Here is a 15,507-nt window from a genome sequence, read left to right as displayed (position 1 = left end):
GGGGGTTCGCGTGTATATGGGACTCGTATGGAAAGCAGCTTCAGTTTTGTTTTTTTTGATCCCAATAAGGACAGCTGCGTCCAATAACAGAAGAATCAAAAGCGCTTCCGTCATCTTTTTTGAAATGGGCCGTGGCTTTGAATACACATTTTGCCCCCAGATAAAGCAGGGGGATATTGGCAAATACGATAAGGATATTCCCAAGGTCGGAGATAGCCCACAGATTCCCCAGCTCGATACCCGCAAGGGAACAGGCAATGCCAAAAGCCGTGATGAGAATACCTATAATGCGGACCGCGTAAATCACCCGTTTCCGGGTGCTGATCCGGTTGGCAGCGATCTCGCTGAAGGAAATCATGCCCACCAGGCAGGTAAATGCGAACAGGCAGAAACAGAAGGTGAGCAGGAAAGCGACAATGGCGTTCATGGCCGTGCCCGGTGTGAGTACCTTGGCGGATTCCAGGAATTTGGGAAGTCTGTCCAGGGCGAACCAGGCTTCGGCTCCGCTTCCGGTCCATATGTGTGCCATGACTACCACGAATCCGGTGAGTGTACAGATGACCATGGTATCCAGAAAGACACCGATGGACTGTACACAGCCCTGTTCGCAGGGATGGCTGGTGCTGGCAGCGCCTGCCGCCATGGTAATAGTTCCCTGGCCCGCTTCATTGGACATCAGTCCCCTTTTCACACCCTGGACAAGAACCGTTCCGAACACACCCCCGAATATGGCCTCAGGGGTAAAGGCCCCGCTGAATACGGCCCCGAAGAAATAGGGTACGGAATGCAGGTTAAGAAGGATCAATACAAATACCACGGCAACATATACGACAGCCATCACAGGGACCAGCCTGTCGGTAACCCTGGTAACCTTACGGATGCCGCCGAAGGCGATATAGGCGGTTATTACGATGAGCAGCAGCGATACCACATAATAAAATATGGAGGTGCCCTCCAGGGAAGAGCCGGTGGCGATTTCCGCCATCTGCCCGATGGAACTGACCACGTTAAAACCCTGGGCCGGCAGGCAGCACATGGCGTATATGATATACATCAGGGAAAGGGCAATTCCGGCCCAGAGCTTATTACCCAGCAGGACTTTACCATAGAAGGGAAGTCCGCCCACAAACTCCTCATTTTTCCGTTCTTTAAAAATCTGCGCCAGTACCGCTTCCGTATAAGCCGTTGCCATGCCGAAGAAAGCGGAAACCCACATCCAGAATAAGGCCCCCGGGCCTCCTACGGCAATAGCTCCCGTCACTCCGAGGATATTACCCGGCCCCACGCGCATGGCAGAACTCAGGAAAAAAGCAGCGAGAGAAGAAATTCCGATTTCCTCCTTTTTTTTCCGGGTCAGAATCCGTATCCCCCTGCCGAAATGGGTTACCTGGATAAATCCCGTTTTCAGGGTGAAGTAAATACCTGACCCGATAAGAAGGATGACTGCCAGGGAAAAATTGCCGAGAACAGGAATGGATGCATACCAGCTGAAGTTCGTGGGAAAGTCCCAGAAAAAGTCAGATACCGGGATGACGAAGTCAAAAATGTTGTTGATAGCCTGAAACAGATGTTCCATAGGTACTCCCTCCTTGAAGTGTGAAAGCTCCGTGCGCTGCATAAACAGCCTTTCTTTTATTATACGAAGCGCAGCAGGGATAAAATACGGAAAAAGAACTGTATATATTGTAAATTGTGCTGGTGTATCACCTGCTGTTTATTCCTCCGGTGAAAGTAAAAAGAAATTAGAACATATGTTTGCAAAAGCGGTTGCCGGCATAGGACAGTGCTGGTATAATGGGAGGAGGGGAAGCGGGAAAGGGGAAGCTATGGAATTTACAGTGGTTCGTTCGCCGGAAGAAGGGGTGCCGTATCTGAACAGGCTGAAAAATGCCGGATTGCTGGCTGTGGATACGGAGACCACAGGGCTGGATGCACATCGGGATCAGCTGCGGCTGGTGCAGATTGGGGCGGCAGGGATGCCGGTGCTCTTAATTGACTGTGTTCCTTTTTTGGAGGACTCCAGGGGAAGGGCGTTCCTGAAGGAAGTGCTTGAGGGGGATTCGGGGAAAATATTCCACAACGCCAAATTCGATCTCCAGTTTCTGCGCGGAGAAGGGATCCTGCCGGAAAATATCCGGGACACCATGCTGGCAGCGGAGCTGCTGAGGCCCTGCGGAGGGCCTCGTAAGGTGAATCTGGCGGCGGTGGCTTCCCATTATCTGGGCGTTTCGCTGGATAAAACGGAACAGACGGGGGATTGGAGCGGGGCGCTGTCCGATTCGCAGCTGGCCTATGCCGCATCGGATTCCCGTATTTTGCTGCAGCTTTGGGATTGTCTTGCTGGCCGGCTCAGAGAGAACGGCCTGGAACGGATTGCCGATATCGAATTTGCCTGTGCGCCGGCTCTGGCCCGGGCGGAGTATGACGGGATTTCCCTGGATTTGGGGCAATGGGAACATTTATGTACAGATATACAGAATCAATATGAGATGGCATTGCAGGCGCTTTATGCTTACAGCGGAGAGCCTTCCTATCAGCTGACGCTCTGGGGCGGGGAGGAGGCCCTGGATGTGAATTTTGACAGCAATGCTTATGTCCTTAAGCTTCTGAAAAAAAACGGCATTCAGGTATCCTCCACCTCTCGTTACAGCCTGGCTCCTTATCATAATCATCCGCTGGTGAAGGCGCTTACCGAATACCGGAAATATGCCAAGCTGCTTTCCGGTTTCCTGCATCCCCTGCCGGCGCAGATCCATCCGGTTACGGGCAGGCTGCACCCAAAATACGGTCAGATCGGCGCTTACAGCGGAAGAATGTGCTGCTGGGGGCCGAATATCCAGCAAATCCCAAGGGAAACCCGTTTCCGCAGCTGCTTCCGGGCGCCGGAGGGGCGTACCCTTGTCCTTGCCGACTATTCCCAGATTGAGCTGCGGGTGGCCGCCCAGATTTCAGGAGATGTGCGGATGAAAAGCGCCTATACAAAAGGAGAGGATCTGCACCGGCTTACCGCATCCCTTGTTTCCGATACTTCGCCGGAAAAAGTGACTGCGGCGCAGCGGCAGGCGGCAAAAGCGGTGAATTTCGGGTTGATCTTCGGGATGGGCGCCGCAGGGCTGCAGCAGTATGCGGCACAATCCTATGGCGTGGACATGACGATGGAGGAGGCGGTAAAATTCAGGGACGCTTTTTTCAGGGCCTATGCGGGAATAAGCTGGTGGCATCACGATCTGAAGGCCGGCCATTTTATGGAAGGCCGGACTATGACGGGACGGAAATTCCTTTTCACGCCCCGTTCCGGCGTATCGGAGCTTGCCAATACGCCGGTTCAGGGAACGGCCGCAGATATCCTGAAACGCGCGCTGGGGCTTCTGTATCATGAAATAAGGGAAAAGGATTGGAAGCTGGTGGGGATTGTACATGATGAAATCCTGCTGGAGGTACCTGCGGAGGATGGTGCCAATGCCGCCCGGTGTCTGAAAGCCGTCATGGAAAGGGCGGGCGCGGATATCCTGCCGTCCGTCCCCTGTGTGGCAGACGCGAAAACGGCACACAGCTGGGCGGCTAAGTAATGTCCGGCAGCAGCCACGGGCCTGCCGGGCGGTTTTGTTTGTCTTTTATTCGATTGACCGAATGGTGGTTACGATATTCATTCTGGTAAGAGAACGCAGCGGGAACGCAGTGGAAAGCAGACAGGCAAGGACGGAAACCAGGGATGCCTGAAGCACGGGAATGAGGGGAAAGGGGGGAAGCTGCCAGGCCTCCGCCGCTGCGGCATGCACAAAGAAGGTACACAGCCAGCTGGTAACCGCCCCGATGCCGGAGGCGATCAGGCCGTAATATGCCCCTTCCCAGAGAAAGGTCCGGTAAAGGCTTCCGGCACTCATTCCGATCGCCCGCTGTATGCCGATTTCATTCACGCGGGTATGGATACTGGTGTAGACGGTATTTATGATATTAAGCAGGCCGATCAGGCCGATGAACAAAATCAGCCCCCAGCTAAGAAGGGTAATCTGCTCAAAGCTTTCCGCCAGCTGCGCATCCGATTGGCGGTAGGACAGCCAATGGCTTCCCGGATTACTGTCACACCATTCCTGCAGCCATTTCTCAAAAGCATCCGCCTTTTCTTCCCCATACAATACCGGATAGATCTCAGAATAGGAATCCTTTCCGGTAAGGGTGTCATATAGGGAATCAGAAACAAGGATCTGGATGCCGTTTATATATCCTGCGTTATTGATTGTGACAGGCGTGCTGACGATACCTGCCACCTGCAGGGGCGTACCATTGACGGTAAGCGTATCACCCGCTTTCAATTGGGTGAATGCCGTTTCCTGCCCGTCAAAGGAAAAAGGAATCGGGTTTTTAACAAGGCAGGCTGTGCCGTTTCTCAAGGCTTCTTTCGTCTGCGCCGAAAGGCCGGGCAGACAGCTTTCCAGACGGCCGCTGTCAATTCCTGCGATCTGGAAGGCTTCCCAGGACTGGAGGGTAAAATCCAGGCGCAGAGGAAAGTGCCCGCCGGCATCCCAGGTATAGACGGATAGCTTTGTGGTATATAAGGCCGCCACCTCATCCCTTTCCTGCAGTTCTTTTACGGCAGCAGGCCGGAAACCCGCCGTTTCATTCGTAACCGCGTAATCTCCCAGGTGCATTTCCTGTACGGCGCGGCTTGTATCCAACAGCCCGCTGAAGCTTTGCAGCGCAACGTAAACCGTGATGCTCATCACGATGGAAAGGATTGTGATCGCGGTTCGGCCCCGGCTGCGGGACATATTCAGGCGGGCGTAAAAAGCTTCAAAGCAGCGTATTTTACCGGTTTTCCGGTGTGCCCTTTTAATGACGGCGGCATGGCCGGACATGGCTTCCACCGGAGACACACGGGACGCATAACGGGCGGCCGGGAATGCAGCGATGAGAGAAAAGAACAAAGTGATTCCAATGCCTGCAAGGATAGGAAGCATTGTTCCTGTCCGGCTGCCGGTGATCGCTGTATGCAGCTGCTGTGTGCTGCCGGCCAGAAACAGATCGGGATTCAGCAGACCTGTTGCTGCAAGTAGGATCCCTTTGGCGGATAACGTACCCAGAAGAGAACCCGGGGGCAGGGCGATAACAAACAGAAGGAGAAGCTGCAGGGTAACCAGAGCATATAGCTGTCTGCGATCGCCGCCAATAGCCCGGAGAGTACCGTACTCCCGGATTTTCCTGGAAACGGAAACCTTCAGGATGTTATAGATTACAAGACCGGAGGCCAGAAGGACAAGGCTGCCCACCAGAATGCAGGCTGCCGCCATGAAGGGAAAGCCGTTTCCTGCGTCGCCCTCTCCCTTTTCCGCATAATCCATCCCCATGGCGTCAAGAAGTACCCAGTTGTACTGGATATTTTCTTTATCCAGAGTCAGCTGTTCTGCCAGGCTGTCGATAATGGCCTGGAAGTCTCCGGTGGTTTTGGTTTTAAAGTTAGTGGAATACAGTAAATAGCGTTCCGGCAGAAGGGCCGCCGCCGTTCCGCGGCCAGCCACGGCGGTCATGGTGCCGGAAGCATAGCCGAGATAATCGTTTTCCAGTATGCCGGTGATGGTAAAGGGAAAGGTATATTCAAAGGGAGGCTGCTCATCTGTTTTCAGGCTCACGGAAAGAGTGAGTGTAAGGGTATCCCCCACACCGGCTCCGGGGGCAAGGTATTGCAGCGCATCTTCGGAAAGGGCGATTTCCCCTGCGCCGGAGGGCAGGTGCCCCTCCCGGAGGATGCCGATGGATGGATATGCATCCAGGGAATTCCCGCAATATTCCCGTAAAAACAGAGTGAGACTGCTGCTGCCCAGCCTGCAGTTCCCGATTTGGATCAGACTTCCCACATCCGTTAAGCGGGCATCCCCGGACAGTTGCTTCCTCTGTGCATCCGTCAGCTGATGGAAGGTGGCGTAGCGGTTCCCGTTGAATCCGGCGGCCTGCCGGATCCGCAGGGACTGCAGGATCCCCACAGAAGCTCCTGCGGCTGTGGTGGCAATTGTGGAAAGGAGGAGGGCGCACAGAATCAAAAGGGATGTGATTTTTTCAGTCAGAAGCTGCTTCCAGGCGAGAGACAGATAGGATTTCATGCTTCCGTCACCTCCCTGAGTACACCGTCCACAATGGTAAAGCGGCGTTCCGCCATTTCCGCCAGCTGTTTGTCGTGGGTGATGAGAATAAGGGTTTTGCCCAGACTTTTCCGGATTGTACAGAGCATTTCCATAACTTCGCCGCCGCTTTTGCTGTCCAGGTTTCCGGTGGGTTCATCTGCGAACAGGATGTCCGGGCCGGCTATCAAAGCCCGGGCCACAGCCACACGCTGCTGCTGGCCTCCGGAAAGTTCGTGGGGAAGATGGGACAGACGGTCCTCAAGGCCCAGAAAACCGGCAATCCGCATGAGTTGTGTTTCATCCGGGCGGACCTTGTCCAGCAGAAGGGGCATGAGGATATTTTCCCGGGCGGTCAGGACGGGAAGCAGGTGGAACTGCTGGAAAATAAAGCCGATTTTCCGACGGCGGAAGGCGGATAACTCTTTGTCTGTTCCCCGGTGGATGTCCGTTCCCCCATAGGTTACCGTACCGGTTGTGGGAACATCCAGGCCGCTTATGATATGAAGCAGTGTGCTTTTCCCGCTTCCCGACGGCCCCATGATGGAGAGAAAATCCCCTTCCCGTACGGTCATGCTGGCTGGTTGGAGGGCAGTGACCCGGTTCTCCCCCGTACCATATATTTTTGCTATCTCTTTTACCTCAATATCCATAAAAAACTCTCCTTATCCTATGATAAAGAGAGTATATAAAACAATTCTCAAGAAACACTCAACTTTTCCGGTTTTTAAAAACCGCTTTCACCTGCGCCCCCGTTTCCCGGTTTTCCAGCGTTAAGCTGCCTCCGTGTTTTTCGCACAAAAGCCTGCAGGTGGCAAGTCCCATCCCCAGATGATCGCCGCCGGACGTATCCTCCCGGCGAAAGAAAGCAGGCCCTTTTTGCAGAAGAAGAGCTGGATAGCCGGGACCATCGTCCGTTACGGTGAGAAGCAGAGCTTCTTCTGTGCAGGATATTTCTGCAGAAACCTGTGATTTTGCATAGCGGAGAGCATTGCAGACAAGATTTTCAGCGGTATTCAGAAAAAACTGCCTGTCGATGCTTATTTCCTGATCGGTACCGGGGAAGGTAATTTCCAGCTTCCTGCCGGAATCCGCCGCCAGCAGGGGGAGGCTTTTTTTAAGCCCGTAATACAGGGCAAGGCTGCTGCAGGCGACCGGATGACATTCCAGAGCTTCCATTTTGCCGGCATGGCTCATGGCCTCTATATAGGCTTCCAGCCGTCCGGTATATTGCAGGATCAGGGCGAGGGAATCCTTTTGAAGGACCGGATTTGGGGGCGATTGTTCCATTCCCTTTTGAAGAAGCATGGCGGAACCTTTCAGGACGGTGACCGGATTTTTCAGGTCATGGGCAAAGGCGGCATTCAGTCTTTTGCGTTCCTCCATCTGCCTCCACAGCTTTAGATGGCTGCTTTTCAGTTCGCTGCGCATAGTTTCGAAGGACGCGCAGAGCTGCCCCAGTTCATCCCGGGAGAGCGGTTCCAGAGCGAAATCCAGATCCTGCCGGGAAATGCGTGCCGCTCCCTCCCGCAGAAGCGCGAGAGGACGTCTGATTTTCAGGTTGTAAAACAGGACATCGGCAAGGATCAGAGAGAGTATAACCCAGAATACAGGCAGTCCGAATTGCAGAAAGGCGAGGATACGTGCGGCGTTTTGTTCTAAGGTGCCATTGGTTTCCTTCGGGGAAGGGGAGGTGACAAAACGGCTGTCATCCTGGAGAGAAATCGTAACTCCCGGAGCGTCGGAAAAACGGCTCCCCTGTTCCAGGCACAGATAGAAGGAAAGTGCGGCTAACAGAAGGCCGGCGCTGAGAAAGAGCGCAGTTATGATGAAAAATGACTGTTTCAGGTTCTTATTTTTTATCCATTCCATTTATAGCCTATCCCCCAAACGGTTTCAATGTAAGCATGGTCTGTATGGACGGAGAGCTTTGAGCGGATTTTACGGACATGTTCCATAACCGTATCACTGCTGCCGTCGCCTTCCAGCCCCCAGACGGTTTCATATATCCGTTCCCGATCAAAGATCTGTCCCGCATTTACGGAGAGAAGCTCGACGATTGCAAATTCTGTTCTGGATAAAGGGATCGGCGTTTCCCCGATTTGGAGCAGGTGCCCGGAATAATCGATGGATAATTCCCCAAAAAAGCGCAGGACATTCTGCTTTTTCGTCCGGTGTTCCCTGCGCAGGTGGGCCGCCACCCTTGCACCCAGTTCCTCCAGATCAAAAGGTTTTACAATATAATCGTCCGCGCCTGCGCGGAAGCCTTCGATTTTATCCCCGGTTTCTATACGGGCGGTGAGAAAAAGGATAGGGCAGGAAACATGCTCCCGGATACGCCGGCAGACTGTAAAACCGTCCACATCCGGCATGTTGATGTCAAGCAGGATAAGATCCGGGAGGCGGGTGGCCTTTTCCAGCGCTTCCGCCCCGCTGCAGGCTGTCAGCACCTGATATCCGCACAGTTCAAAATAAGCTGCCGTCATTGAAACAAGTCCTTGTTCATCATCCGCAAGCAGGATTCTGCCGCTCATAACCATGTTCCTCCTTTCCTGTACGGTTTCTATTCTGCCATAAAATTCTCAAGATTTTCTCAAGCCTTTCCTTGTTATCTCAAACGTTCTCCGGGGATAACCGTTCAGACAAGTCCGAACGGTTACCACGGGTATTCTGCTTTATGCCTGGTTTTTGAAATTCCGGATATGCATATAAACCGTATTTTTGGAAATATTCAATTGATCCGCAACCTTGATAACCGCATCCTTCAGATTGAAAATCCCCTTTTGGTAAAGCAAAAGGACAATTTCCTTATTTTTATTGGCTGAGGAAATGGAGGCATCGTTATAGACGGCCTCACGGGTTTCGGAAAGTGCGGACAAGATTAAGTCATCGATATTATCCGAGAAGGTTTCTGCAGGGGGCGCTGATACGGCGGTTGTCTCCTGGGGAGGGAGCAGGCTCTGCAGAATGGTGGAAAGGGGGCTTTCCATGTGGAAGTTCATGCAGAGAAGGCCGATAATCCTGCCATGTTCCCCGGTTATGGGGATAGTGCAGGAACGCAGGAGTGCGCCGGATTTGTTCTTATTAAAATAAGGAGAAACAGTCCGGGCCGGATCCTTCTCCAGTTCCCCCAGCATTTTAAGAGCCAGATCGGTAATGGGAGAGCCTTCCTTCCTTCCGGTATAGTGGCCGTTGATAATCTTAATAACAGAATGATCCAGGCTTTCCAGGCTGTGGAGCACAAGCTCGTAGCCTTCGCCCAGATAAGCGCCGAGGCCATCCAGCATATGGGAATAGGAAGTGAGTATTTGTCTGTCTGCTGCAGTCAGCTCGATAAAAGGAGTATCCATAGAATCACCTGTACCTTTCTGTATATCACTCAAACTTCGCAGAGGGCCATTTGGCACCTGCAAGTTTGAGTAAATCGATAATATAAAGTAACTGTTCCGTATCTTCACAGTTCTGTACAATCAACGCGGTGAATGTGCCGGCCTGCTGAACAGTTATGAAATAAATTTCAGTATCGCTTTTCTATCATTATAAAGTACGGCAGGTAAATGTGCAATAAAATAGTGAAAAAAATTTTATTGAATATACAGAATAAATAAACAAAAGTCTATTGACTAAAATATATTTTATTGATATAATGCAGTTATCAAGAAAAAACAAAGAAAGAGGTGGAAGAAATGCTGAAAAAAATTTACACATCCAATGCTCCGGAAGCAATCGGCCCTTATTCCCAGGCTATCCTGTTCAATGAACTTTTGTTCAGTTCAGGACAAATCCCGGTGAATCCGGCCAACGGAGAGGTAGTACAGGGAGACATTACCATTCAGGCGGAACAGGTAATGAAAAACGTGGGCGCCGTACTTAAGGAAGCGGGAACCGGTTTCGCATCCGTGATCAAGACGACCTGCTTCCTGAGTGATATGGGAGACTTTGCCGCGTTTAATGAAGTATATGGAAAATACTTTACGGAAAAGCCGGCACGTTCCTGTGTTGCAGTTAAAACACTTCCTAAAAATGTATTATGTGAAGTGGAAGTTATCGCAGCTGTTGAAAAGTAATGTAGATGAGAGGGTTTGAAATGGGTGAAAAAAAAGTAAGAGAAAAGAAGAAACCAACCTTTTTCCTGGCCGTGCTTCCGATTCTGGCCATGATACTTCTGCTGGGAGTAGGTTATGCGGTTATGGGCCTCAGCCCGGAGGTGCTGATGCTTGTTTCTGCAGCTGTGGCGGCTGTGATCGCCGTAGCCCTGGGATATACCTGGGATGATATCATGAATTCCATCGTGGGTAAGCTTTCCAAGACAATGCCCGCTATTTTTATTCTGATTATCGTAGGGTTCCTGATTGGTTCCTGGATGATCGGCGGTACCATTCCCATGATGGTATATTACGGACTGAAAATCATAAGCCCCCGCTACATTGCGGTGACTTCCTTCCTGGTAACGGCAGTGGTATCCCTGTGCACCGGTACCTCCTGGGGATCGGCGGGAACCATCGGCGTGGCCCTGATGGGTGTTGCTGCGGGTATGGGTGCTCCGCTTCCCCTGGTGGCGGGCGCTGTGGTATCCGGCGCATACTTCGGCGACAAGATGTCCCCGTTGTCCGATACCACCAATCTTGCACCTATTGCGGCAGGAGCCAAGCTGTATGATCACATCGGCCATATGTTTTATACCACAATTCCCGGCTGTATTATCTGCCTTATTGTCTATACAGTGGCAGGGTTCTCCCTGGCAGGCGGCAGCACAGTGGCTACCCCTGAAAAGGTGGAAACAATCCTGAGCACCCTGGATGGCATGTTCCGGTTCAATCCGCTGGTCATTCTGCCTCCTCTTATCGTGCTGTATGGATCTATCCGCAAGAAACCCACTATCCCGGTTATGCTGATTTCCAGCGTGGTTGCTTTCTTTAATGCCACCGTGTTCCAGGGCTTTTCCCTTCAGCAGTGCTTTACCGCAGCTATCAGCGGTTTCAGCCTGGATATGGTAACCAAAGCGGGCTTTGATGCGGCGGCGCTGATTCCGGATATCCCCAGACTTCTGGAAAGAGGCGGCATGCTTTCCATGCTGAACACCGTACTTATCGCTTTCTGTGCCTATGGTTTTGCGGGAACCCTGGCGGTTACCGGTTCCCTGGATATCGTACTGGATAAACTGATGAAGTCCGTAAAGAGCACGGGCGGCCTGATTGTTTCCACAATCGTATCCTGTATCACCGCTGTTTTTGTAACCAGCAACGGGCAGCTTTCCATTCTGGTTCCCGGCGAAATGTTTGCAAAGACTTATATCAAGAAGGGCCTGCAGCCTAAAAACCTTTCCAGAACGCTGGAAGATTCCGCTACCGTAGTGGAACCCATCGTACCCTGGACCGCAGCAGGTGTTTACATGGCGACAACCCTGGGCGTTCCTACCCTGTCTTATCTGCCCTGGGCTATCCTCTGCTACACAGGTGTCATCTTCGCCGTCATATGGGGCTTCACCGGATTCGGTATAGCCAAAATTAAACCCGGCGATGAATATTACGACGAATACCTCGCCCTTCAGAAGGAAGAAGAGGCATAACGAGGCGGCTTAAGAACCATTCAGGAGGAGGTTTTCCTATGGGAATGCAATATGATTTTGATTCCATAACGGACCGCAGAAATACAAACTGCGGAAAATGGGATACGATGGACCAGAAATATGGACAAAAAAGCATGATCCACCTCGGTGTGGCGGACATGGATTTCAAAGCGCCGGATCCCATATTGGACGGGCTGCGCGGAATCCTTGACATGGGTGTTTTGGGCTATACCGATATAAGTGATAAATTTTATGAAAGCATTCAGCGCTGGTACCGGAAGCAGTACGGGCTTGAGATTCCCAGGGAATGGATCGTATTCTGCCCGAGAATCAATATTGCCTCCAGTATCTGTGTGGATACCTTTACGGAAAAAGGGGACGGCGTGATTATGAATACCCCTGCCTATGGACCGCTGCAGAGCGCTATTCTCAAAAATGACAGAAGGATGCTCTCCAGCCCGCTGAAAAGGAATGAAGACCGGTATGAACTGGATTTTGCCCATATGGAAAGCCTGGTGGATGAGCGGACCAAAATGCTGATCATGTGCAATCCCCATAACCCCACCGGGCGTTCCTGGACAAAGGAAGAACTGATCCGGACAGCGGAATTCTGTAAGAAGCATAACCTGATCCTGTTCTCCGATGAAATCCATGGTGATCTGGTTGCGGAGGGCGTAAAACACAATTCCACTCTTTCCGTGACGGCGGATGTAAATGACAGGCTGATTCTGGCGACTTCGCCGGCCAAAACCTTCAATATCCCCGGGGTTATCGTCTCCTATATGATTATTCCCAACAAGGAATTGCGGGAACAGATAGCAGCCACCATTGATCGTATCGGTATGCATAACCCTACCATTTTTGCGGTTACCGCAGTGGAGAAGGCCTATACGGAATGTGATGAATGGTATGAGGCGGTAAAACGGTATATTGATGAAAATGAAAAATATACCCGGGCCTATTTTGCGCAGTATTTTCCGGCTTTTCATATCATGCCCAGAGAAGGGACCTATCTGCTGTGGATTGATTACAGCAAGACCGGCATGAGCGAAGAAGAACTGGAACAGTGGTTTCTTCAGGAGGCGGACGTATCCGTATATATGGGAAGCATATTCGGGGAAGCCGGACGTGGATTTATCCGTCTGAATCTGGCATCTCCCAAGAGCCTTCTGGAAGAAGCGTATGAGAGAATGAGAAAGGCCTGGAAGTTCTGAAAACATGACGGAAACGATACACAGATCCGCCTGAACTGCTATACGGAAGCTCCTGCTGGTTATGGGAAAACCATTCCTGCAGGAGCTTTTTATGTCATCTGCCATGTACAGCCTCTCTTTATCCGGCGGCCATCGGTTATGAAGAAGGAACCGCCGTACCGGAGGAGGCGGGAAAGAGTATGCGCAGCTTAAAAAGGCCGTTTTCCATCTGATAATCAATGACTGCGTTATTTTTGTGTACATATGCCAGGATGCTTCGGGTACCGATGCCATGCCCCGGTTTGCCGGACATGGGGATATGATTTTCGTCAAATACAACGGCGGCTTCCTGACAGGTATTAGTAATAGCGAACAGCAGCTGGTACTCTTCCACACAGGCAACCTTAATTTCCCTCCCCGTTTCCTCCGGAACTTTCAAACATCCGTTTATGGCATTTTCAAAGGCATTTGCCATCATGATGGAAAATTCGGTATCGCTGTCCAGTTTATCACATGCGGCTGTAAAATGGATGCTTACCTGTATTCCCAAATCGTCTGCTTTAGAAGCATAATAAGACAGAGTGGCATTAATGGTTGGATTTTTGCAAAAGCTGGTTACAACGGAATCATTACACAAATCTTCAAAATGATGCAGATACTGCCGTGCTGCGGAAATATTTCCGCTCTGGAGACAAACCGAAAGCTGGTTCATATAATGACGCAGATCATGGCGGAGAATCTTGTTCTTTTCGTCCGATTCCTGAAGCAGCCGAAGCTGGTTGCAAAAGCCGGTGAGCTGGGATTGCAGAATAGCTTCATTCTGCAGCCTGGTATCCAGCCTGCATTGGTGATAGAGCAGGAGAAAGATCGTAATGTATACTACGGGAATGATAAGCAGCAGCAAAAGAAAAGAAGGAAGCTCCAGGGGGCGTTCCGTAATTCTTGTCGGCCATCCTGACATAAGGGAAAAAAACAGATAAAACAGACCGGACGCAAAGGCAAAACCTCCCCAGCCCCTTTTCACAAACTGAAGAATGAGATGGTAAGGTTTTTTTAAATAATATACGACAAAAAATTCAAGCAGGAGAAACAGAAAAATGCGAAGAAGAAGCAGCAGCAGAAAATTTTCTCCAAGAGCATATGATATCAGGTTGGTAACGGCCATGATCCAGAACCCCATAATATCGGCAATGCAAAAAGTAAAAAAGAACCGGCCGTTCCTGTCCTTAGCCATATAAAAGAAATAGAAGAAGCTGGGAAGGGTGCAGGTGAGGATAAAATATTTTCCCATCCATATAACTCCCATTTTCAGTACAAGAAGCATATTGAATACAATTAGCCCGCCCATACAGATCAGATTCAGACGGAAAGATTTCTTCCCGGGAAATCGGGATTCATATAGCTGGCTGAATATAAACAGAATATTTATTAAACTCCATAGTATGGAAAGATCTCTATAATTCATGTCGGTTACCGCCGTATCCTTTGCTGAGAATAAAATCAATGTAAAGCTTTTTTATTGCCGTGTAGTTTTTCCTTGAGATAGGGATTAAAACGGAATTTTTCATGGTAAAATCCTTATCCTGCAGGCTGATAACATAATTCATGTTAAGCAGAAAAGCCTTGTGGGGTTTAATGAAGAAAGTAAACTCCGTGAGAGGTTTTACGATCTCATCAAAATTACTTCTCATAGTAATACTGGTATAAATGCTGTTATCCTCCATATTCACCTCAATCATATGGTTCAGATATTCGATGTACATAATCCGTTCGCATTCCAGTCTCACGATTCCTGTTTTGGTTTTTAGAAGGAAATATCCGGTATCGTTTTCTTTCAGATGGGAAAGAGCGTCCGACAGGACAGGGAAGAGCGTTTCCCTTGTCACCGGCTTTACCAGATATTGAAAAGCAAAGACATGAAAAGCATCCAAGGCATAATCCGGGGAAGTGGAAAGATAGATTACCAGGGCGGAAGGACTGGATTTATGGATTTCCCGTCCAAGATCGATACCGTTATATCCCGGCATCAGGATATCCAGCAGATAGATATGGTAAGCGGCTTCCGTGGACAGGGAAGCCAACAGCTGGGCAGAAGAAGAAAATTCCCTTACCTGAAAGGCTGCATTGGTCTTTCTTTCCATGAAAGACAGGAGAAAAGCTTTGGTGGTCCGTGCGTCCTTTCTGTTATCGTCACATATTGCAATCCGAATCATAGTTTCCGTATATCTCCTCTAGTTTTTTGATTCTGCCATGGCAGTGTCAATGTAATCGTCCACACTGACAATGTATATACCTGCAGAGATACAGGTTAGCCTTCCTTCCACGGTATAACAGATACCGCATACGAAATCCATGAATCGCTGCCTTGTATCTGTGTCAAGATAGTTTAAGTTCAGGATTACCGTTTCACCCAGCAGCAGCTTTTCCCCTACAGATACAATTTGTGAATGCCGGGTGGGGATGATAACCATAATTTCCCGGTTCGCCATTTTTTTCATATGAAGTTCCAATTCCTTTTTAGAAAGATATTCCTGGAAGTCCACAATTTTACAATGATTTTCCTGTACAGCCATAACCATTTCATCCTTCCTGCTTTCCTGTCCTGTCGTAAATGGAACGGAATAAAAAACAT

At 50.3% G+C, this 15,507-nt stretch carries 13 protein-coding genes; 4 read left to right on the top strand and 9 right to left on the bottom strand.

From position 1 onward, the window contains the following. Positions 1–40: 40 nt before the first annotated feature. Entirely contained in the window at positions 41–1,576 is a 1,536-nt protein-coding gene (locus tag DXA36_RS09575) for an alanine/glycine:cation symporter family protein (RefSeq protein WP_118678505.1), read from the bottom strand. A 175-nt stretch (positions 1,577–1,751) separates the two neighbouring features. On the opposite strand from DXA36_RS09575, the gene DXA36_RS09570 reads away from it, so the two are divergent. Next, positions 1,752–3,569: a bifunctional 3'-5' exonuclease/DNA polymerase gene (locus DXA36_RS09570; RefSeq protein WP_330425006.1), complete on the top strand. Its 1,818-nt coding sequence runs from the start codon at positions 1,752–1,754 to the stop codon at positions 3,567–3,569. A 45-nt stretch (positions 3,570–3,614) separates the two neighbouring features. On the opposite strand, the gene DXA36_RS09565 is transcribed toward DXA36_RS09570, so the two are convergent. The 5 genes from DXA36_RS09565 to DXA36_RS09545 form a co-directional block, all read right to left on the bottom strand. Beyond that, entirely contained in the window at positions 3,615–6,095 is a 2,481-nt protein-coding gene (locus DXA36_RS09565; protein ID WP_118678503.1) for an ABC transporter permease, read from the bottom strand. Then, on the bottom strand, positions 6,092–6,766 hold the full coding sequence (locus DXA36_RS09560; protein ID WP_118678501.1) for an ABC transporter ATP-binding protein: 675 nt from the start codon (positions 6,764–6,766) through the stop codon (positions 6,092–6,094). The genes DXA36_RS09565 and DXA36_RS09560 overlap by 4 nt, the downstream gene beginning before the upstream one ends. A 58-nt stretch (positions 6,767–6,824) precedes the next feature. Then, positions 6,825–7,985, bottom strand: a complete 1,161-nt coding sequence (locus DXA36_RS09555) for a HAMP domain-containing sensor histidine kinase (RefSeq protein ID WP_118678499.1) — start codon at positions 7,983–7,985, stop codon at positions 6,825–6,827. Then, on the bottom strand, positions 7,973–8,647 hold the full coding sequence (locus DXA36_RS09550) for a response regulator transcription factor (protein WP_118678497.1): 675 nt from the start codon (positions 8,645–8,647) through the stop codon (positions 7,973–7,975). Before DXA36_RS09550 ends, DXA36_RS09555 begins: the two co-directional genes overlap by 13 nt. A gap of 141 nt (positions 8,648–8,788) precedes the next feature. Continuing rightward, the gene (locus DXA36_RS09545) at positions 8,789–9,463 is read right to left on the bottom strand and encodes a helix-turn-helix transcriptional regulator (RefSeq protein ID WP_118678495.1); all 675 of its coding nucleotides are present in this window, start codon (positions 9,461–9,463) and stop codon (positions 8,789–8,791) included. 336 nt (positions 9,464–9,799) lie between these two features. Between DXA36_RS09545 and DXA36_RS09540 the strand changes: the two genes are divergently transcribed. From DXA36_RS09540 to DXA36_RS09530, 3 genes are read left to right on the top strand one after another with little or no spacing between them, the layout of a single operon-like run. Further along, on the top strand, positions 9,800–10,180 hold the full coding sequence (locus tag DXA36_RS09540) for a RidA family protein (protein ID WP_118678493.1): 381 nt from the start codon (positions 9,800–9,802) through the stop codon (positions 10,178–10,180). 20 nt (positions 10,181–10,200) lie between these two features. Continuing rightward, positions 10,201–11,682 carry a Na+/H+ antiporter NhaC gene (gene nhaC, locus DXA36_RS09535; RefSeq protein WP_118678491.1) on the top strand — a complete coding sequence of 494 codons (1,482 nt, stop codon included), beginning with the start codon at positions 10,201–10,203 and terminating at the stop codon, positions 11,680–11,682. A 38-nt stretch (positions 11,683–11,720) separates the two neighbouring features. Continuing rightward, entirely contained in the window at positions 11,721–12,896 is a 1,176-nt protein-coding gene (locus DXA36_RS09530) for a MalY/PatB family protein (RefSeq protein ID WP_118678489.1), read from the top strand. Between the two features lie 136 nt (positions 12,897–13,032). On the opposite strand, the gene DXA36_RS09525 is transcribed toward DXA36_RS09530, so the two are convergent. The 3 genes from DXA36_RS09525 to sepF are packed head-to-tail and all read right to left on the bottom strand — an operon-like array spanning position 13,033 to position 15,448. Beyond that, on the bottom strand, positions 13,033–14,340 hold the full coding sequence (locus DXA36_RS09525; protein WP_118678487.1) for a GHKL domain-containing protein: 1,308 nt from the start codon (positions 14,338–14,340) through the stop codon (positions 13,033–13,035). Then, positions 14,330–15,088 carry a LytR/AlgR family response regulator transcription factor gene (locus DXA36_RS09520; protein WP_118678485.1) on the bottom strand — a complete coding sequence of 253 codons (759 nt, stop codon included), beginning with the start codon at positions 15,086–15,088 and terminating at the stop codon, positions 14,330–14,332. The genes DXA36_RS09525 and DXA36_RS09520 overlap by 11 nt, the downstream gene beginning before the upstream one ends. A gap of 18 nt (positions 15,089–15,106) precedes the next feature. Next, positions 15,107–15,448, bottom strand: coding sequence for a cell division protein SepF (gene sepF, locus DXA36_RS09515; RefSeq protein ID WP_182478993.1), 342 nt, complete (start codon positions 15,446–15,448; stop codon positions 15,107–15,109). Positions 15,449–15,507: the final 59 nt, after the last annotated feature.

Source organism: Eisenbergiella sp. OF01-20 (genome assembly GCF_003478085.1).
In the GTDB taxonomy this organism is placed as follows: domain Bacteria; phylum Bacillota; class Clostridia; order Lachnospirales; family Lachnospiraceae; genus Eisenbergiella.
Note: the sequence above shows the minus strand (reverse complement) of the source record. Positions and strands in the feature narration are given on the sequence as shown.